12 protein-coding genes are annotated in these 19,643 nt (G+C 70.8%); 4 read left to right on the forward strand and 8 right to left on the reverse strand.

Annotated features, from left to right (window positions below; genetic code table 11):
• Nucleotides 1-98: 98 nt before the first annotated feature.
• Both FLX07_RS36985 and FLX07_RS11005 read right to left on the reverse strand, forming a co-directional pair.
• Complete coding sequence (locus tag FLX07_RS36985; protein WP_208762157.1) at nucleotides 99-2,000, reverse strand: serine/threonine-protein kinase; 1,902 nt, start codon at nucleotides 1,998-2,000, stop codon at nucleotides 99-101.
• 54 nt (nucleotides 2,001-2,054) lie between these two features.
• A complete protein-coding gene (locus tag FLX07_RS11005) occupies nucleotides 2,055-3,395 on the reverse strand; it encodes an FAD-binding oxidoreductase (protein ID WP_208762158.1) in 1,341 nt (446 codons plus the stop codon).
• Between the two features lie 197 nt (nucleotides 3,396-3,592).
• Here FLX07_RS11005 and FLX07_RS11010 point away from each other — a divergent pair, with 197 nt between their 5' ends.
• Entirely contained in the window at nucleotides 3,593-6,349 is a 2,757-nt protein-coding gene (locus FLX07_RS11010; RefSeq protein ID WP_142570286.1) for an immune inhibitor A domain-containing protein, read from the forward strand.
• Nucleotides 6,350-6,470: 121 nt separating this feature from the next.
• Nucleotides 6,471-7,400, forward strand: a complete 930-nt coding sequence (locus tag FLX07_RS11015; protein ID WP_142570288.1) for a diacylglycerol/lipid kinase family protein — start codon at nucleotides 6,471-6,473, stop codon at nucleotides 7,398-7,400.
• Nucleotides 7,401-7,403: 3 nt separating this feature from the next.
• Here the strand turns inward: FLX07_RS11015 and FLX07_RS11020 are convergent, their stop codons facing one another.
• From FLX07_RS11020 to FLX07_RS11030, 3 genes are read right to left on the reverse strand one after another with little or no spacing between them, the layout of a single operon-like run.
• Complete coding sequence (locus FLX07_RS11020; RefSeq protein ID WP_142570290.1) at nucleotides 7,404-8,240, reverse strand: SWIM zinc finger family protein; 837 nt, start codon at nucleotides 8,238-8,240, stop codon at nucleotides 7,404-7,406.
• A complete protein-coding gene (locus FLX07_RS11025) occupies nucleotides 8,241-11,351 on the reverse strand; it encodes a DEAD/DEAH box helicase (protein ID WP_142570293.1) in 3,111 nt (1,036 codons plus the stop codon).
• Nucleotides 11,342-12,061 (reverse strand): TetR/AcrR family transcriptional regulator, encoded by a 720-nt coding sequence (locus FLX07_RS11030; RefSeq protein WP_142570295.1) that lies wholly within the window; start codon nucleotides 12,059-12,061, stop codon nucleotides 11,342-11,344. The genes FLX07_RS11025 and FLX07_RS11030 overlap by 10 nt, the downstream gene beginning before the upstream one ends.
• An 85-nt stretch (nucleotides 12,062-12,146) precedes the next feature.
• Between FLX07_RS11030 and FLX07_RS11035 the strand changes: the two genes are divergently transcribed.
• A complete protein-coding gene (locus FLX07_RS11035) occupies nucleotides 12,147-13,295 on the forward strand; it encodes an FAD-dependent monooxygenase (protein ID WP_142570296.1) in 1,149 nt (382 codons plus the stop codon).
• 322 nt (nucleotides 13,296-13,617) lie between these two features.
• Entirely contained in the window at nucleotides 13,618-13,881 is a 264-nt protein-coding gene (locus FLX07_RS11040) for a hypothetical protein (RefSeq protein ID WP_142570298.1), read from the forward strand.
• Between the two features lie 128 nt (nucleotides 13,882-14,009).
• On the opposite strand, the gene FLX07_RS11045 is transcribed toward FLX07_RS11040, so the two are convergent.
• The 3 genes from FLX07_RS11045 to FLX07_RS11055 form a co-directional block, all read right to left on the reverse strand.
• Nucleotides 14,010-14,414, reverse strand: coding sequence for a cellulose binding domain-containing protein (locus tag FLX07_RS11045; RefSeq protein WP_142570300.1), 405 nt, complete (start codon nucleotides 14,412-14,414; stop codon nucleotides 14,010-14,012).
• 100 nt (nucleotides 14,415-14,514) lie between these two features.
• Entirely contained in the window at nucleotides 14,515-16,923 is a 2,409-nt protein-coding gene (locus FLX07_RS11050) for a glycoside hydrolase family 9 protein (protein WP_142570302.1), read from the reverse strand.
• 152 nt (nucleotides 16,924-17,075) lie between these two features.
• Entirely contained in the window at nucleotides 17,076-19,613 is a 2,538-nt protein-coding gene (locus FLX07_RS11055; RefSeq protein WP_409347505.1) for a glycoside hydrolase family 48 protein, read from the reverse strand.
• Nucleotides 19,614-19,643: the final 30 nt, after the last annotated feature.

Consider the following 19,643-nt stretch of genomic DNA (forward strand, 5'->3'; position numbering starts at 1 on the left):
CCGGACTCCGGACCGGTTTCCGCCCCGTCCGAATCCGCCCCAACTCAACAACCCCAACTCAATCAGCCCCGACTGAGCCGGCCCCGACGCCTCGCGGATCAGCCACAGTGCGACCACGCGCTGCTCCAGGCGGCGGTACCGTAGCCGCCGCCCCAGATGACGCACTTGCCCTTGGCCGCCAGCCGGAGCGGACCGGCGTAGGTCGTGTAGCTGCCGGAGTCGGTCGAAGACGATCCGCCCTGGACCTTCAGCACCGCACTCATCTTGATCTTCCCGGCCACGACGTACTTCGACATGGTGATCACGCAGTTGTAGCCGTTGGACGCGTTGTAGAGCAGGTACGTCGTCGCCTGTCCGTACGAGTGCGAGTCGACGACGGCGTAGCCGCCGCCGCACACTCCCGCGGCGGTGTACGGGTTGGGCTTGGGCGCCGCGGTCTTCGTCGGGGTGGCCTTAGCCGTGGAGCTGGGCTTGGGCGCCGCGGTGGTCTTCGCCGGAGCAGGCGTGGTCTTCGCGGGCGCAGGCGTGGTCTGCGTCGGCGTGGTGACCTTGTGGGTGGGCCTGACCTGGGTCGACGCGTGGGAGGGCGAGGGTTGCGCCCGGCGGGTGCGCGCGGGGGAGGCCGACGGCTTCGGCCCCACGTTCGGCCGGTGGGCCGAGGGACCCGGCGAGGGCTTCCTGTCTTTCGGCCGCGCGGGGGTGGTGACCAGCTCGGACGGCTGCGGGATGGGCATCTCGGCGTCCTGGGACGGCGTCACCATGGGCGAGGTCACCGACGGCGACTCGGCGGGGCCGAGGGCGTCCTCCGAGGAGATCTGCTGGGCGGACACCCACGTCGGCACGAGGAAGGCCGCCGCCGCGAGGAGCGACACCCCGATCCCGGCCGCCGTCCACGTCAGCACCGGCCGCGGCGGCCGCGACCCGTCGGGGCCGGAGCGGCGCCGTGCGCGCGGTGTGGACGGCGTGGACGCTCCGGCGCCCTGCGGCCCCGGGCCCGGCGCATGCGGCCCGGGCACGGGCGGGCCCGGCGCATGCGGCCCAGGTGCCGGTGCGGGGCCCTGCGGTCCCGGTATGGGGGCATGCGGAGCGGCGCCGTACGGCCCCGGTCCGGGCACGTGCGGTCCGGGCACGTGCGGTCCGGGCGGATGCGGGCCCGGCATCTGCGGCCCGGGTGCGGCGGCGGGCCGTACGGGCACGGTGGGCTGCCCGGTGAGCCGCGCGCCCACCTCCTCGGCCGAGGGGCGCAGCGCGGGGTCCTTCGACAGGCACGCGGCGACGATGTCCCGCAGGGGCGCCGCGAGGTCGCCCAGATCGGGCGGCGAGTTCAGGATCCGGGTGATCACCGAGGGGATCGTGTCCGCTCCGAAGGCGGGCCTGCCGGTGGCGGCGAACACCATCGTGACGCCCCAGGCGAACATGTCGGCGGGCGCGCCCGCCGTGCCGCCGGAGAGCACCTCGGGGGCGAGGTAGGCGGGCGTGCCGATGGACGCGCCGGTCGCGGTGGACTGCGGCGAGTCGGGCGCCCTGGCCACCCCGAAGTCGATGACGACGGGGCCTTCGGGGCCCATCAGGACGTTGGCCGGCTTGAAGTCGCGGTGGGTGATGCCCGCCCGGTGGATGGCGGCCAGCGCCGTCGTCGTGCTGATGGCGAGCCGTTCGAGCGCGGCGCCCCGGCGCGGCCCCTCCCGGTCGACGAGCTGCCGCAGCGAAGGACCGGACACGAACTCGCTGACGATGAACGGCTGGTTGCCGGCGAGGTCGGCGTACAGGACGGGGGCCGTGCAGAAGGGCGCGACCCGCTGCGCCAGCGCGACCTCGCGCAGGAACCGCTCCCGCGCCTCCGGATCGGCCGTCAGCCGGGTGTGCAGCAACTTGATCGCGACCTGCTCGCCCGCCGGGCCGCGCCCGAGGAAGACGACGCCCTGGCCGCCCTCTCCGAGCCGGTCGACGAGCGTGAACGGGCCCAGGCGGTCGGGATCCCCAGCCTCTAACGCCACCATCGCCCCCGATTACACCGCAACCTTACAAATAATGGGACCAAACGCTACCAGTGGTCAGATGGCCTTACCGGGGTTGAGGAGGTTCAGAGGGTCGAACACCTGCTTGATGCCCTGGTGCAGCTCAGCCGCCACCGGGCCGGTTTCCAGGCCGAGCCAGCGCTTCTTCAACAGGCCCACGCCGTGCTCGCCGGTGAGCGTCCCGCCGAGGTCGAGCGCGGCGCGGAAGACCTCGTCGGCCGCGGCCCAGACCTCCTCCGGCGGCTCGGCGAGGCCGCGGTCGAACACGAACACGGGGTGCACGTTGCCGTCCCCCGCGTGGGCGACCGTCGCGATCATCACGCCGTGCCGGGCCGCCGCCTCCTCGATCGTGGTGATCATGTCGGGGAGCACCGAGCGGGGCACGCACACGTCCTCCACCAGGCACTGACCCAGCCGCTCCTTGGCCTGATAGGCCAGGCGCCGGATGCCGATGAGCTCGGCGGCCTCCTCCGGAGTGGACGACACCGCGACGAACGACGCGGCCCCGCACAGCGCCGCCATCTCGTCCGCCGGGCCCTCCGCCTGGGCGATGAGCATCGCCTTGGTGGAGGGCTCCAGCCCGATGTTCTTCCAGTCGTCGATGGCCTGCAGGGTCGTGCGGTCCATCAGTTCGAGCATCGACGGCTGGCAGCCCGCGGCGACGATCGCCGACACGGCCGCCGCGGCGTCGCGCAGCGAGGTGAACTCGGCGGCGACGGTGGACACCTCGCGCGGCGCCCGCCGCAGCCGCACCGTCGCGGCGGTGATCACGCCGAGCGTGCCCTCGGAACCGACGAACAGACCGGTCAGGTCGTAGCCGGTCACGCCCTTCATCGTCCGGCGGCCGGTGTTCAGCACCCGCCCGTCCGCCAGCACGACCTCTAGGCCCAGAGCCGAGTCGCGGGTCACGCCGTACTTCACGCACCGCAGGCCGCCCGCGTTGGTCGCCAGGTTGCCGCCGATGGTCGAGATCTCGTACGACGAGGGGTCGGGGGCGTACATCAGGCCGTGCTCGCGGGCCGCCCGGTCGAGGTCGGCGGTGATGACACCGGGCTCCACGACCGCGATCTCGTCCTGCGGAGACAGCTCGCGGATCGCGGTCATCCGCGCGAGGGACAGGACGACGCAGCCGTCGACGGCCGTCGCCCCGCCGGCGAGCCCGGTGCCCGCGCCGCGCGGGACCACCGGCACGCGGTGCTCGCTCGCCCAGCGCAACGTGGCCACGACGTCGTCGCGCGAGTCCGCCAGGACCACGCCGAGCGGCCTGCCCGGCGGTACGAACGTGCGGTCCCTGGCATACGAGTCGACGACGTCGGGATCGGTGAGGACGCGCCCGCCCGGCAGTGCCGCGGCGAGCGCGGAGGTCAGCTCGTTCACGTCTGGACTTTACGGCACGGTTCGGTATCGGGTCTCATCCGGAATTATTAACGGTTTTCGGTACAGATCACATTTTGACAACCATACCGAGCGACTCTTTACCCTCCCTTTACCCGCTCGTTTAAGGTCCCGCATGCGTGCTCATCCCGGCGCGCTGTGCATGGGTGTCCGGGGAACCCGGACGGGAAGGGATCTCGTTGTCCAGAAGAATCCGGCGTCTCGCCGCGATCGTGCCCGCGCTCGGGCTGGCGGCAGGAGGTCTGGCCGCGGCAGGTGCGGCCGCGGCGCCCACGGCGGGCTACCAGCCCTCCGCCAAGGACCACTACATCAACTACGCGCCGCCGCGCGTGCAGGGCGACTTCACCACCATCGAGGAGAAGGTCCCGGCGCAGGGCGCCAAGCGCACCGCGGCTCTGGCCAAGGCCGTCGACCACAAGTTCGCGAGCGGCAACCCGGTCGCGGCACGGGTGCTGGCCAAGCACGAGAAGCAGGCGATCAGAACCGGGAAGAACCCCTTCGACTTCATCTACAAGAAGGCGAAGACGACCCGCACCGCCAAGCTCCTCACGCTGCTGGTCGAGTTCAACGACCAGGCCAACGACGACTTCTCCGGTTGGTCCCACCCGAGGACGATCGACGACGTCGACGACTGCATCACCGAGCCGCCGGGCACCAAGCTGAACGGCCCGCTGCACAACTCGATCCCCAACCCCGCGACCGCGGCCGGTGGGGGCAAGGACAACAACTCGATGTGGGTGGCCGACTTCAACACCGCCCACTACAACAACATGCTCTACAGCTCGAAGGGGATCACGACCCGGGTCCGCCCGGACATGAAGGATCCCCGGGACGGCAAGAAGGGCATCGACCTGTCCGGCCTCACCATGAAGAACATGTATGAGGAGATGTCGAAGGGCGCCTACACCGTCACCGGTCAGGCCGTCGGCTGGCTCAAGGTGCCGCACTCCGAGGCGTGGTACGGCGCGGGCAAGTGCCACACCTACCCGCAGGACATGACCGGCCACCCCGACAACCCGCGCGGTCCCGCGCAGTTCGCGGTCGACGCGGTCGACGCGCTCGTGCAGTCGAACCCGAACTTCCCGTGGGCGGACTACGACGTCGAGGACACCTCCGACGCCGACGGCGACGGCAACTACGACGAGCCCGACGGCGTCGTCGACCACCTCGTGCTCATCCACGCGGGCGAGGACAAGTCGGGCGGCGGTGGCGCCGAGGGCACGTTCTCCCTGTGGGCCCACTCCAGCGACGTGACCGGCGGCTACACGGTCCCGGGCACGAACATCAAGATCTCGAACTACATCCTCCAGCCCGAGGACTCCGGCGTGGGCGTGTTCGCCCACGAGTACGGCCACGACCTCGGCCTGCCGGACCTGTACGACACCACCGGCGCCGGCGACTCCGACGTCGACTTCTGGGACCTGATGTCGAGCGGCTCGCACGCCGGGCCGATCATCCAGTCCATGCCCACGCACATGGGGCTGTGGGACAAGTGGGTGCTCGGCTGGGCCAACCCGAAGGTCATCGAGCCGGGCGGCAAGAACCAGCTCGTGGCGGTCGGCCAGGCCTCGCGTACGCCGAAGGGCACCGAGGACGGCGTCCGGATCAACCTGCCGGACAAGCTGAACGTCATGTCCACCCCGCACAGCGGGTCGAACCTGTGGTGGTCCAACAGCGACCAGGACTGGGCCGACAACAAGCTGAGCAGGACCGTCGACGTCCCGGCCGGGCCGGACGCGAAGTTCTGGTGGTGGAGCGACTGGGGCATCGAGGCCGACTGGGACTACGGCTTCTTCGAGATCTCCACCGACGGCGGCGCCACCTGGACCGAGCAGAAGGTCTACAACCAGGACGGCAGCCTCGTCACCACCGGCGACGACTACACCGACCCGAACAGCCGCCTGAAGGACTACGGCAACAAGAAGTACGGCCTCACCGGTGAGAGCGGCGGCTGGCAGCACCTGTACGTCGACCTCGCGCCGTTCGCGGGCACGTCCGTCCAGATCCGCCTGCGCTACGCCACGGACGCGGCGTCCATGCAGCGCGGCTGGTTCAACGACGACTTCTCGCTGAACGACGGCGCCACCGCGGTCTGGACCGACGACGTCGAGAGCGGCGCCGACGGCTGGACGGCCACCAAGGGCACGTTCACCGACACCAGCGGCGCCGGCTGGGTCATCCACTCCGGGCAGGAGCAGGCGGCGCAGTACTACCTGGCCGAGTGGCGCAACTTCGACGGCTTCGACAACGGCCTGCAGTACGCCTACGACACGACCTGGCTGCGCGACGGCGCGTGGAAGGTCGAGAAGGTCAAGTACAACGCCCCGGGCCTGCTCGTCTGGTACCGCGACGCCTCGGTGTCCAACAACGACGTGTCGGGCCGCACGTTCGACCTGCCGTCGGTGGGCCCGAAGGGCGAGCTCCTCGTCGTGGACTCGCACTTCGACCCGCTGCGCCGTACGGGCGAGGCGGCGGAGAAGGACCCGAGCCTCCTGAAGAACCTGCCGTCCCGTCCGCAGTCGTCCAACGCGGCGTTCAACTTCTTCGGCACCTACCCGTTCAAGGAGTGCGTCGAGGGCGAGCCGTTCAAGGAGTACTGCACCTCGTTCGGCAAGCAGGCGGCGGTGAAGTCGTTCACGGACGCCAAGGGCTGGTACCCCGGCCTGGAGATCCACGACGACGGCAGCCTGTACTACCGCCAGCGTGACTCCTCGGCCGTCGTCCCGTCCAAGAACAACCAGCCGTACTCGACCCGGATCGTCCACGCGGACGGCACCCCGGCGACGGAGCTCTACGGCACCGACATCGGCGGCCCGATCCTCGGCACCGGCAACCCCGGAGACGAGGGCAAGCAGCTCGGCGTGCAGATCAAGCTGATGAGCCCGCTGCCGGCCAACCTGGGTGCGATCGTCCAGGTCACCCCGGCCAAGAAGTAGCCGCCACCGGGGTGTGAACCCCTGTGGTCCCGTGCCCGGCCGCCGTCCGCTCCGGACGGCAGCCGGGCACACTCATGCCCGGGGCCGCGCGCCCGGCCGCGGTGGCCCCTAGCATGTGAGCGTGCGGAGCAAGGCGGAGCATACGGAGGCCATCCACCGGGAGCGGAAGGCCGCCGTCGTCGTGAACACCAAGTCCCGGCGGGGCCGTCGCCACTACGCCGAGGTGCTGGCGCTGCTGAAGGAGCGGGACTTCCGGCTCACGGGCGTCCACCCCGTGACCGACCCCTCGCGGCTGCGCGACATCCTGACCCGCGCGCTCGACTCGGGCCCCGACCTGCTCGTCGTCGGCGGCGGCGACGGCACGCTGAGCAGCTCGGTCAGGCACGTGGCGGGCCGCGACGTCGCCCTCGGCGTGCTGCCGCTGGGCACCACCAACAACTTCGCCCGCAGCCTGGGGCTGCCGCTCGACCTGGCCGGGGCGATCGGCGTGTTCACCGAGGGCAAGGTGGCCGACATCGACCTCGGCATCTGCGGCGACCGTCCCTTCGCCAACCTCGCGAGCTTCGGCGTCTCGGTGGAGGTGGCGGGCACCGTCAAGCCGTGGCTCAAGCGGATGCTCGGCCGGGCGGCCTACCCGCTGACCGCGATGACGGTCCTGCCGAGGCACCGGCCGTTCCGCGCCTACATCACGGTGGACGGCAAGCGCCACGAGCTGCTGACCCACCAGCTCAACATCGCCAACGGCCGTTTCCACGGAGGCTGGCAGATCGCCAGGGACGTCAGCATCGACAACCGCAGGCTGGTGGCCTACCAGCTCGGCTCCGGCAAGCGGCTGCGCCTGCTCGGGGAGACCCTCGTGCGGGCGACCACCGGCAAGTGGACCAGCCTCGCGGGCGGCCCCTTCGTGACCGGCCAGGAGATGCTGCTGGAGACCGACCCGCCGATGGCGGCCGACATCGACGGCGAGGTGCGGCTGCGCACCCCGCTCGTGCTCAGGACCATCCCGAACGGCGTCCGGGTGATGGTTCCGCAGAGCTTCGAGGACACCTGATCCCTACTCGTTCTCCTCGGCCGCGAAAGCCCGGTACGCGGGCCGCAGCAGGTCGAGGAGCGGGATGTGCCTGGCCTTGACCGGCGGCGGGTCCAGCGCGCGCAACAGGAGATCGGAAGGCGAGCCGGGGCCGGCCGCCGGGCCGGGGCGGGCCGGGGAGGCGCCGGACCCGTAGAAGTCGCCGACGCGCTCGGCGAACGGGACGTCGGTCACGTCGAGAAGCCTTGGTTTCTCCACGTGCTCCCCTCCACCGGTCTGGCGGAGCGCGTCGAGCAGCGCGTCCTTGGCCATTCCCCGCCAGGCCAGCACCAGGAACGGGTCCTCGTCGAACGCCTCGGCCAGCAGGTACAGCACGGCCGACAGGTGCTTGCAGGGGAAGCCCCAGTCGGGGCAGGAGCACTCCATGTCCAGGCCCCGCTCGCCGGGAAACAGCGGCAGCCCGCACGCGTCGAAGACCTGCTCGATCTCCGGCGGCATCTCCCCGGCGAGCAGCTTGGCCCGGTGGAGGGCCTGCGCGGCCAGCGCCTCGGCCAGCCCCGCCCACTCCCGCGCGTCGTACGCCGTGATCCGCACGTGCACGTCGTACGGCTTGGGGCGCGAGCCCTGCACCCGGGCCTTCGCCAGGCCGGGACCGAGGTCGAGGTCGAGCACCTGGCCCCGCCGCGCGTAGGCGCGCCCCCGGGTCAGCCTGCCCGCGTCGCAGACGCGCTCCAGGATGTCGATGAACCGCCGCGACCACCATTGCTCGCCGATGGAGCCCCGCTTCGAGCGTGCCTTGATGCCGCCCTCGACCCTGATGGGCCGCGCGGCCTCGAACCAGCCGTCCCGTCCGACCGGCATTCAGCTCACCGCCTCGGGGGACAGGCGGAACAGCTCGCGCAGCTCCGCCGTGGACAGCCCGGCGATCCAGTCCTCGCCCGTCCCGACGACGCTCTCGGCCAGGGCCTTCTTGCGCTCGATCATCTCGTCGATCCGCTCCTCCAGGGTCCCCGCGCAGATGAACTTCCTGACCTGCACGTTGCGGGTCTGACCGATGCGGAACGCCCGGTCGGTGGCCTGGTTCTCCACGGCCGGGTTCCACCATCGGTCCACGTGCACGACGTGGCAGGCGGCGGTGAGGTTGAGCCCGGTGCCGGCGGCCTTGAGCGACAGCAGGAAGATCATCGGCTCGTCCTCGGCCTGGAAGCGCTCCACGAGCGCGTCACGCGTCTTCTTCGGCAGCCCGCCGTGCAGCCACAGCACCGGGCGGTCGAGACGCGCCGCCAGGTAGGGCTGCAGCATCGAGCCGAACTCGGCGTACTGCGTGAAGACCAGCGCCTTGTCGCCCTCGCTGAGGATCTCCTCGGCCAGCTCCTCCAGCCGGGCCAGCTTTCCCGACCGGCCGGCCAGCCGCGAGCCGTCCTTGAGCAGGTGGGCGGGGTGGTTGCAGACCTGCTTGAGCCTGGTCATCGCGGCCAGGACGTTCCCACGCCGCTCGATGCCCTCGCTGCCGGCGATCCTGTCCATCATGTCCTCGACCACCGCCTGGTAGAGGCTCGCCTGCTCGGGGGTGAGCGTGCACCAGACCTTCATCTCCATCTTGTCCGGCAGGTCGGAGATGATCGTTTTGTCGGTCTTGAGGCGCCGGAGCACGAACGGGCCGGTGGCCCGCTTGAGCGCGGTCGTGGCGGTCTCGTCGCCCCGCCGTTCGATCGGCTCCTGGTAGCGGCCGCGGAAGACCTTCGCCGATCCGAGCAGGCCGGGGTTGCAGAACTCCATGATCGACCACAGCTCGGCCAGATGGTTCTCGACCGGGGTGCCGGTCAGCGCCAGCCTCGTCCGCGCCGGGAGCGAGCGCACGGCCTGGGCCTGCCGGGCGGCGGCGTTCTTGATGGCCTGGGCCTCGTCGCAGACGATCCGGGCCCAGCCGAACCGGGTCAGGGCGTCCCGGTCGCGCAACGCCGTGCCGTACGTCGTGAGGACGAGGTCGGCCACGCCGACCCGCTCGGCCAGTTCCTCGTCGCGCAGCCGGCCGGTGCCGTGATGGAGGTAGACGTCCAGCGAGGGAGCGAAGCGGGCGGCCTCCTTCTGCCAGTTGCTGAGCAGCGACATCGGGCACACCAGCAGCGTCGCCCCGACCTGCTCTTCCTGCTCACGTTCGCGAAGGAGCAGGGACAACGTCTGAAGAGTCTTACCGAGTCCCATGTCGTCCGCGAGGATGGCGCCGAGTCCGACCTGGGACATGAAGTCGAGCCAGGCGAGGCCGCGTTCCTGGTAGGGCCGCAGCGTGCCGTGGAAGGCGGCGGGGGTCGCGACGGGTTCGAGCCGGCGGTCGGCCTCGCCGGACAGCAGGTCGCCGAGCAGGCCGTCGGCGTCCACCGCGACCAGCGGAAGGTCGTCGTCCCCGCCGTGGACCACCTCCTGGATGACCTCGCCGACCGTCATCCGGCCCGAACGCTCCACCGCCTTCAGCGCGGCATCCAGTTGCCGGGCGTCCAGCTCGACCCACTGCCCCCGCAGCCGGATCAGCGGCACCTTGAGCCGGGCCAGCTCCGCCAGCTCCTCCTCGCTGATCGCCTCCTCGCCGAGGGCCAGCTCGGCCCGGAAATCCACCAGTTGTTCCAGCCCGAACCCCTGATCGGCGGCGGCGCCGGGCCCGGAGCGGGACCGCGCGGTGAGCTTCAGGCCGAGTCTGGTGCGGCCGGCCCAGGCGGGCAGCCGCACGCCGAACCCGGCCGACTGGAGGAGCGGCGCGGCATGGCGGAGGAAGTGGAAGGCGTTCTCGACGTCCAGGTCGACATGGGCCGGCCGGGCCTGCCGGAGCGCATCGTTGATCTTGGGGTAGAGACGGGCGGCCCGGCCCAGCCCGGTCAGCAGGACCTCGTCGGGCCGGCCGGGCAGGCCGGGCATGGTCTCGCCCGCCCAGAGCAGGGGAGCGGGCAGATAGAGGCTCGGGTCCTCGGCCGACTGGAGGGCGAACTCCAGACGCCACGCACCGCCGTCCGCTTGGGCCGCGGCATACTCGCCGGCGATGTCCGGGCTCGCGCCGGTCCCCGGGTCAGACGGCTCGACCTGGCGAGGCTCGACCAGACGGAAGGACACCTTGACCGGGCCGTCGAGCTGGTGGGCCGCCCGGAACCAGTCCCGCAGCGGCCGGGCCAGCGCCTCCGCCTCCTCATGGCGCACGCCGGGAAGGGCCGCCGCGTCCCCGGTGAGCGCCACCGTCCACCGGTCGGCCAGCGGGCTGCGCCGCCCGGGACGGTGCCCGCCCAGCAGGCGCTCGGGCAGGGCCTGCCGTACGGCAGCGTCGGTCAGGGCCGCGATCGCCTCGATCAGCACGTGGGCGGAGGGCCGCTCCTCGGTCACGGCTCGGCAGACCGGCGGCATGGCGGCGGCGAGCTCCCGGAAGCGGGCGGCGTCGGGACCGGTCAGGACCGGCCGCCACCGGGCCGCGTAGCCGTCGGCCTCGGAGACGAACTGGGGCAGCACCCGGCCGCGCCGCACCAGGTCACGGACGTGGGCCGCGACCACGGAGAGAAAACGCAGGGAGGGCCCGGCGACGATGTCGGCGAGGTGGTCCTCCGGTTCGGGCGACTGCGCCGAAGGGTGGCCCGCCTCGTCGAGCGTGGTCAGCAGGCGCAGCGCCGCGCCCGCGTCGAGCAGCAGGGCGAACACCCGCCACGGCCTGATCCCGGCCCGGCGCGCGACGACCCGCAGCCCGGTCTCCGGTGAGGGCAGGGGGCCGGACGCCGAACCCGGCAGGAGCAGCACCACCTCGCCCGACACGGCCTTTCCGGCGGCCTCGGCGGCCGTGTCCCCCCAGCCCGGCAGCGCGGCGGCGAGGGCGTCCGCCGGGGCGGCGAAGGGATGCGGGCGAACCTTGGCCCGGGTTGCGCTCGGTGCGGCGCCGGCCGCGTCCTCGGCCCAGAGCACGAGGCGGCCGGCGTCCCAGGCCGCGTGGATCACGAGCATTCCGTCTCCCCCTGCCACTCCGGAACGCTAGCAGCGGTTCCGGCGCCCTCGTACCGTGTGTCGTCGGCGGGCGGGAGCCGTACGGCGGTGTAGCGCCGCAGGTCGTCCTCGTTGAGCGGAGCCCCGGGAAGGGGTGATGCCCTGTCGGCGCGCAGGCCGTCCAGCACGAGCTCCACCACGCGTTCCATGGCCTGCTCGTCGTGCATGCCCGGCGGCGTGTACACGTTCAGGGTCATCAGCAGGGCGATGTCGCCGGGGCCGACGTCGGCGCGCAGCGTGCCGTCCGCCCGGGCCCGTTCGATCATGCGCAGGACGCCGGCGATCACGCGCTGCCGGATCTCGTGCAGGTCCGGGCCGGCGCGCAGCCGCTGGTGCAGGTGCGGTTCGAGCTTCGCCGGCAGCACGCCCAGCCGCAGGGCCACCGAGCCGCGCAGGAAACGGCACAACGCGTGCCAGGCGTCCGGCTCCTCGCGCCAGGCCGTCTCCGCCAGGTCCGCAAGCCGGCGCAGGCTCTCCACGCCGACCGCCCGGAGGAGCGCGTCCCTGTCGGGGAAGCGGCGGTAGAGCGTGCCGACGCCCACGCCGGCCCGGCGGGCGACGTCCTCCAACGGCACGTCGACGCCCTGCTCCAGGAACAACTCCTGGGCCGCGGCGACGATCAGATCCCGGTTGCGGCGCGCGTCGGCGCGCAGTCCCTTCTCCACTGCCACCTCACCAACCGGATCTGGACGATTTTCCTCCGGTTAGGATACCGTCGGATATCCGGAGGAAATTCTTCCGGTTAGGGGGTGCGTCATGAGCACGGTGCTCATCTCAGGGGCAGGAATAGCGGGGCCGACGCTGGCCTACTGGCTGGCCAGGCACGGATTCCGGGTCACGGTCGTGGAACGCGGGGGAGAGCCCCGGTCCAGCGGCAACCCGGTGGACGTCAGGGGGCCGGCGGTCACGGTGGCGGAACGGATGGGTGTCCTGCCCCGGCTGCGCCGGGCCGCCACCGGCACGACCGGGGTCAGCTTCGTCGACGCGGCGGGCAGGCGGGTCGGCCGCATGGACATGCGCGCCGTGCAGCGGCCGGACGAGGTCGAGGTGCCGCGTGGCGACCTCGCGTCGATCCTTTACGAGGCGAGTCGCGGCCACGCCGATTTCCGCTTCGACGACTCCATCACGGCGCTCGCCCAGGACGGGCACGGGGTGGACGTCACCTTCGAGCACGCCGCCCCCCGCCGCTTCGACCTGGTGATCGGAGCCGACGGCCTGCACTCGGTGACGCGGCGCCTGACGTTCGGCCAGGAGACGGGGGCGCCGCAGAGCGACCTCGTGCGCCACATGGGCCTGTACGTCGCGACGACGCCGCTCGGCGGCGGGGCCGCCGAGGCCGGGCGGGACATCCTCATGCACAACGTCCCCGGCAGGGCGGTCGCCGTCCATCCCGCGTCCCCGGGCGCGTTCTTCCTCTACCGGAGCCCGGCGATGCCGGGGTTCGACCACCGCGACACCGAACAGCACAAGCGGATGCTGACCGAGGCCTTCGCGGGCGTGTCCTGGCGGGCGCCGGAACTGCTCGAACGGGTGAGCGTCACCGACGACCTCTACTTCGACTCCGTCAGCCAGGTGCGCCTGCCCCGCTGGTGGAAGGGACGCGTCGCGCTCCTCGGCGACGCCGCCTCCTGCATGTCGCTGTTCGGCGACGGGTCCACCCTGGCGATGGCGGGGGCGTTCACCCTCGCCGAGGCGCTGGCCGGCACCGCCGATCCCGGGGCGGCCTTCCGCCGGTACGAGGCGACGCACCGGCGCCTGGCCGACCCCAAGCAGCGGAACGCCGGGCAGGCGTCGGCACTCCTGGTCCCCGCGACGCGAGGCGGCATCCTCGCCAGGAACCTGGCAACCCGCCTGTGGCCCGCCGTGGCCGCCGCCACGCGGCTCAGGCACGCGCTCGCCCGGTGAGACGCCGCGCATGGTGTTGGGGGGCCATGCCGTGCGTCCCGCGCTTCGCCGTGCGCCGTGTGCTTCGCCGTGCGCTGTGTGCTTCGCCGTGTGCTTCGCCGCGCCCGACGTCGACACGGCGAGGTCGTCGCCCGGCAGCACGGAGGCGAGGTCTCCCGGGCGGAACGGGTGGTCTGCCCGCCGTGTCACGTGCTGATGTCCTCGGCCCTCTGTTCGAGGGGGTGCTGTGAAACAAATGTTGCATATGAGCAATACTTGGGCGCTGGGGGGGCAGGGGGGGTCTTTCTGAGCGGAGGTCCCTCCGTGACTAGAGAGGTGTGCAATGACCGCGACCGCTACCGAGCGCCGCACTGCCGAGGGGCTCATCCACCCTTGGCCGGATGACCGCTACGAGGTCAGGTGTGACAGGGAGAGCCCGTTCACCGGTAGCCGTGACCGTTACCACTATGCCAAGAACGCCGTGGAGTCGGCGAAGGCGCTGGAGCGAGCGGGGCTCGCCCGCCGCGTTGTGGTCGTCAGGCTGGCGGACGAGACCGTCATCTACGACCGTGTCGGCGACGTGAACCTGCCTCCGGAGTCGTGGTGATCCGGCATGTCACGGTGTGACACGCCCTGTTGCGTCCGATTGGGATAGCGGAAGACGACGATCCCCCGGGAGTGTGTCCCGGGGGATCGTCGGTGTCCGGTGTGGGCCGCTGACTGCCGCGGTGGGCGTCAGGCGGGCGTGCAGGTGACGCTGGGAGCGCTGCCGCCGCCGCCCCCGCTGGTCATGAGGCCGAAGGTGGTCGAGCCGCCCATCGGGATGTCGCCGTTGTAGCTCTCGTTGCCGAACGCGTAGAAGCCCGGCAGGCCGATCACCGGGAGCGGCACGGCTCCTCCGACCTGGGTGACGACGGTGCCGTCGGTGTAACGCAACGACACGCGCCAGCCCTTGATCGCCGACGACCCGCTGTTGAGCACGGTCACCTGGGCGAGCGCGCCGTGGCTCTGCGAACCACCCCACACAGTGGTGATCGTGTAGGTCGCCGTGCAGCCGAGCGAGTCCGCGGCGGCCGGAGCGGCCGTGATCCCCGCGGCCGCCACGACCAGGGCAGCCGTGGCGATCGTCCGTCTGATCATGATCTCTCCCCTTCTCGGCGCTGACGTGGATACCCGCCTTCCCCAGGGAGGGGTCCGTCTGGGGAAGGCGGGCGGACGGGGGCGAGCCCGGGAAAGCGGACTACGCGGCGGTGCAGGTGACGGACGACGGGACGGTGCCCGAGCCGGTGCCGGTGAAGCCGAAGCTCGTGGTGGCGCCGGCGCTCAGGTTGCCGTTCCAGGACAGGTTCTGCACCGTCACGTTCGACCCGCTCTGGCTGACCGTGCCGCTCCACAGCTGGGAGATGGTCTGGCCGTTCGGGAACGACCAGGCCACCCTCCAGCCGGAGACGGCCGACGCGCCGGAGTTGCGTACGGTGACGTCCGCCTGGAAGCCGCCCTGCCACGCGTTGGTGATCGTGTACGTCGCGGTGCACGCCTTGCCGGTCACCGGGGACGGCGACGGGGACGGGGAAGGCGACGGGGAGACGGACGGGCTGGGGGACGGCGACGGAGACGGGGACGGGGAAGGCGACGGGGAAGGCGACGCCGAGGGGCTGGCCGACGGAGACGCCGACGGAGACGGAGACGGGGACGGGGAGACCGAGGGGCTGGGCGACGGGGACGGTTCGGCGCCCGGCGCGTTGCCCCAGATCTTGGTGGACCCCGAGTAGAGCGTCATGTTCTGCACCGTCACCGGCGTGGACGGCGTGGTGGAGATCCCGGTGTACGACCAGTCGTTCGACGGGTCCCACGAACCCGAGCTGGCGATGCGGAACTGCACCTCACGCCGCGACTCCGACTGCCCCTGCGGCGCGATGACCTGGCCGGAGCAGTCGATGGTGACGTAGTAGACATTGCCGGAGAACTGCGTCGGGCCGGTCGGCGGCTTGCACTGGTTGTAGTTGGCCGTCAGCGTGATCTGGCTCGGCGTGGTGGTGCCGTCGAGGGTGAAGTAGTAGCGGAACGACCCGTCGGTCAGCGCGCGGGCGGGCCAGGCCGAGTGGTTGTAGACCATCGTCTTGATCTCGGTGAAGTTCTGGCCGGTGGCGTTGAGCGCCGCCTGGAGGTAGATCTCCGGGCCGTCGGGGGTCTCCGCGACCGGGAAGTTCGCCAGCGGCGTGCCGCCGTACTCCTTGTACAGCCGCACCAGCGCGCTGGTGAAGCCGGCGTTGTAGTCGGTGGCGACCTCGTTCATCGTGTAGTCGGCCCGGCTGTCGGTGTAGGAGTCGTCGGCCGACTTGGGGCCGCCGACCAGCGCGCCGTACAGGATGTGCCGGCTCTGCTCCGGCTCGCCGTTCAGGTTGTTCGTCCAGGTGCCGTGCGCGGTGCGGTGGTGCGGGTTGCGCGGCGGGTTGGTCCCGAAGCCGATCTCGTACGACGACTTGCGCGGGTTGTCGCCGAGCGCGTAGTTGATCTGCCGCACGGCGAAGTCGTGGTAGCGGGACTTGCGGGTCGAGTCGGTCAGCCAGTCGCTGTAGTCGAGCGCGACGAACGCGGTGTTGGCGGCGTAGCGGAGCGAACCCCACGAGTCGAGCACGGCCTGGCCGCCGGGGGAGTAGTTCACCCTCTGCCCGTTGACGCCGACCGTCCAGAAGTCGAGCCACCGGTTCGCGTCGTCGGCGTACTGCTGCTTGCCGGTCAGCTTGGCCAGCAGCGCGTAGCAGCCGTACGACTTGTCGTCCCAGGCGATCGTCCACTTGTACGACTTGGTGCTCGACTGCGGCTCGGTGCCCAGGTTGGCGTAGTACGACTCGGCCTTGGCGAGGTAGGAGGAGTCCTGGGTGGCGCGGTAGAGCCAGATGGCGCCCCACACCAGCTCGTCGTTGTAGCCGCTCCAGGACTTGTAGAAGTTGGCCGCGTCGGTGATGCAGTCGCTGTACTTGCCCCGCACGGTGTCGGCGAAGGAGTACAGCTGCTTGGCGTGGGTCAGGAGCTTGTCGGCGTACGACGCGTCGGTGGGCCGGAAGACGATCGAGGAGGCCGCCATCGCGGCCGCCGTCTCACCGGCCAGGTCGGCTCCGCCGCACGAGGAGTCGATCTTGTACGAGGGCCTGTTCATCGGCAGCACCTCGGCCGCGCCCCACCAGGCGTGGTCGGGGTTGCCGCTGCCGACCTGGCCGTACAGGACGTTGGCGGAGGGGTGCGCCTTGATGAAGTAGTCGTTGACGAAGCGCAGGCTGTTCAGCAGGTAGGTGAGCTGCCCGGACGAGGTGTAGGCGTCGCGGTAGTCCACCGCGCCCCACGCGAGCATGGTCGTGCTGAACGCCATCGGCAGGCCGAACTTGACGTGGTCGCCGGCGTCGTACCAGCCGCCGGTCAGATCCAGGCCGACGTCCTTGCCGTCGTTGAGCGCCGAGTCGCCGCGCCAGGTGACGCGGTTGGTGGACGGCAGCTTGCCGGACTGCTGGGCCTCGTAGAAGAAGAGCGACTTCTGTAACGCCTCGCCGTAGTTGAACGACGGGGCCGCGGATGCCGACATGGGAACCGCGGCCGGGACGACCGCGGTGGAGATGATCAGCGCCGCCAGTGCCGGGAACGTACGCCGCATGAAGATGTGCCTCACATGGGTGGGGGGTCGAGGGTGCGGCGACGGGTCAGGCGCCGCCGCACCCCGGCTTACTCGGTCGTGTCCGCAGGGACACTTCCCTGGGGGTGCGGTGAAGGGTCAGGCGACACCGCACCCCGGCTTACGGGGCGTGCTCAGCCGTTGGGGAAGAGCAGGCCGTACTGTCCGAGCGCGGTGGCCACATCGGTCTGCGCCCAGAAGCGGTGGTAGTGGAAGACCGGAGCCGATCCACCGTTCAGGTAGGACTGGACCTTCGACCAGTCCGGGTCGTTCTTGTACCAGGACCGGATGGAGATGAAGGTCGAGTTGCTGTTGATCGTGTCGCCGTTCGGCATCTTGCCGGTCCAGCCGGACGGGACGTAGATCGGGTCGTCGAGGCGGTTGTAGTCCGTCTTGGTCTCGGCGACCGACACGCCCTTGGAGTCCTGGTTGTTCTTCCAGATGCCGTCCAGCAGCGCCTTGGCCGTGCTCTTGGCCTGGGCGTTGCCCGACTTGGCCGCGTAGAACATCAGCGTCTTGGCGTAGGAGCCGGCCACGCCGATGTCGTCGGTGTAGTCGGCGATGGTCACGTGCAGGCCGGTGTTGGCCGACGGCATCCCGGTGCCGCTGAAGCTGGCGTCGGGCTGGCCGGTCCAGTGCAGCGTCGAGGGGATCTGGAAGGTGCCGTCGGAGTTCACCGTGGTGCCGGACAGGGCCCAGGAGACCCACTTGTCGAGCACCGTCTTGGCGTCGGCGTTGCCCGTGGCGTAGTAGTACTCCGCCACGCGCTCCATCGACCACGCCTGGAAGCCGAACCACTGGTTCGACGGCGGGTCGTGGTAGACCGGCTCCCAGTCGTAGGCCATGCCGAAGAACTTCGGCAGGCTCGACGGCGGAGCGGCGTAGTGGCCTTCCCAGCTGTTGGTCGCGCCACCGGCGATGGCGCCCTCGGCCGACTGCAGCCACTTGTAGAACTGGATCTGCCGGGTGAGGCTGGTCGACCAGTCGCTGACGGCGGTGGAGCCCTTCGGCTTCAGCGCGTTGACGTTCGACAGCGCCCAGGCCGCCATCGGGTTCTGGTAGCCGCCGTGGTTGTGGCTGGAGCCGATGCGCCAGGCCCAGCCGGCCGACGTGTCGGTCGCGCCGCCCCAGGCGTAGTACCAGGACAGCAGGTAGTTCGACGCGTTCTTGCCGGTGCCCGCCGCGCAGGAGGTGCTGGTGCAGCCCGGCTGCTTGAAGTACTTGTCGTACATCGCGTAGCGCAGGTAGTCGCCCATCTTGGCGGCGTTGGACACCGCGGTGGAGATCTGCGACTGCTTGCCCTGCTCGGTCGCCCAGGTCAGCGCCCAGTAGGCGGCCTGGACGGCGCGGGCGTCGGCGTCCGGCGCGTTGGTGTACTTCCACTGCTTCGCGTACGACGCGTCACCCGTGAACAGGTCGAGGAACCCGTTCGGGCCGCCGAACTTGAAGGTGTCGCAGGACGGCTGCGGGATGGTCTCGAAGACCGACTCCTCGGGACCGCGCTGGTAGGTGTTGATGTAGGCGGGCTTGGTGGTGCCGTCGCCGCAGCGGCCGAAGCCGTAGGTGTTGTCGACGTCCAGCAGCCAGTGCATGCCGTAGATGTCGGAGGTGCCGTACGCGCTCTTCAGCTCGCCCGCGATCGGGTCGCTGCCGACGCTGACGCCGCTGTCGAGCCTGGACGGGTACTGGCTGATGTCGTTCCACTCACCCGCGTACGTCGCCGGCTTGCTGGCGTCGTACTTGTCGTTGGTGGGCTGGTCGTTGTGCGACGGGATGATGTACTTCTCCATCGTCGTCCACGCGGTGTTGAACTTCGACCAGTCACCGCTGATCTTGCCGTACATCGCCTCCAGCCACAGGTAGTAGCTGAACGCCTCGGACGTCGTCTCGTGGCCCTGGTCGGGAGCCTCCACGAGCAGCGTCTCGACCGAGTGGTACGGCACGCCCTGGGGCGAGAAGTACCCGTTGGCCGGGTCGTGGATCTTGTTGTACATCGTCATGAAGTTGTTGATGTACGCGTTGGTCCCCGGCGAGGGGCTCGCCGACGGCGACGCGGACGGCGACGCCGAGGGAGAGGCGGAGGGCGAGGCCGACGGCGACGCGGACGGGCTGGCCGACGGGCTGGCCGACGGGCTCGGGGAGGGGCTGGGCGATCGGCTCGGCGAGGGGCTCGGTGAGGGACTGACCGTCGCCCCACAGGTCACGCCGTTGATGGAGAACGAGGAGGGCTTGTTGTTGCTGCCGGACCACGTTCCCTGGAACCCGACGTTGGTCGTCGCGCCGGTGCCGAGGTTCCCGTTCCAGGACATGCTCGTGCCCGTGACGGTGGAGCCGCTCTGGCTCCAGTTCGCGGACCAGCCGTTCGACAGGCTCTGCCCGTTCGGGAAGTTGAACCGGAGCGTCCAGTTGCTGATCGCGTCGCCCAGGTTCTTGATGTCCAGGCTGGCCGTGAAACCGCCTGATCCGGAACCCCAGGAGTTGAGCGCGTACTGGACGTCGCAGGAGACGGCGGCGGACGCAGGAGTCTGCGCCAGTCCGACGAGGAGGCCGCCCGACACGGAGGCGGCCGCCAGCAGGGCGAGCCGTCTCCGCGATCGTGGGAGCGCTCCCGTACTCAGAGCTCTCGTTCGCATTTGAGGAGGGTCTCCAAAGGGGATTGGGGGTGGGAGCATCGGATGGAGAAATGCCAGGTAGTGGATTTC

This window comes from Microbispora bryophytorum (assembly GCF_006874465.1).
In the GTDB taxonomy this organism is placed as follows: Bacteria; Actinomycetota; Actinomycetes; order Streptosporangiales; family Streptosporangiaceae; genus Microbispora; species Microbispora bryophytorum.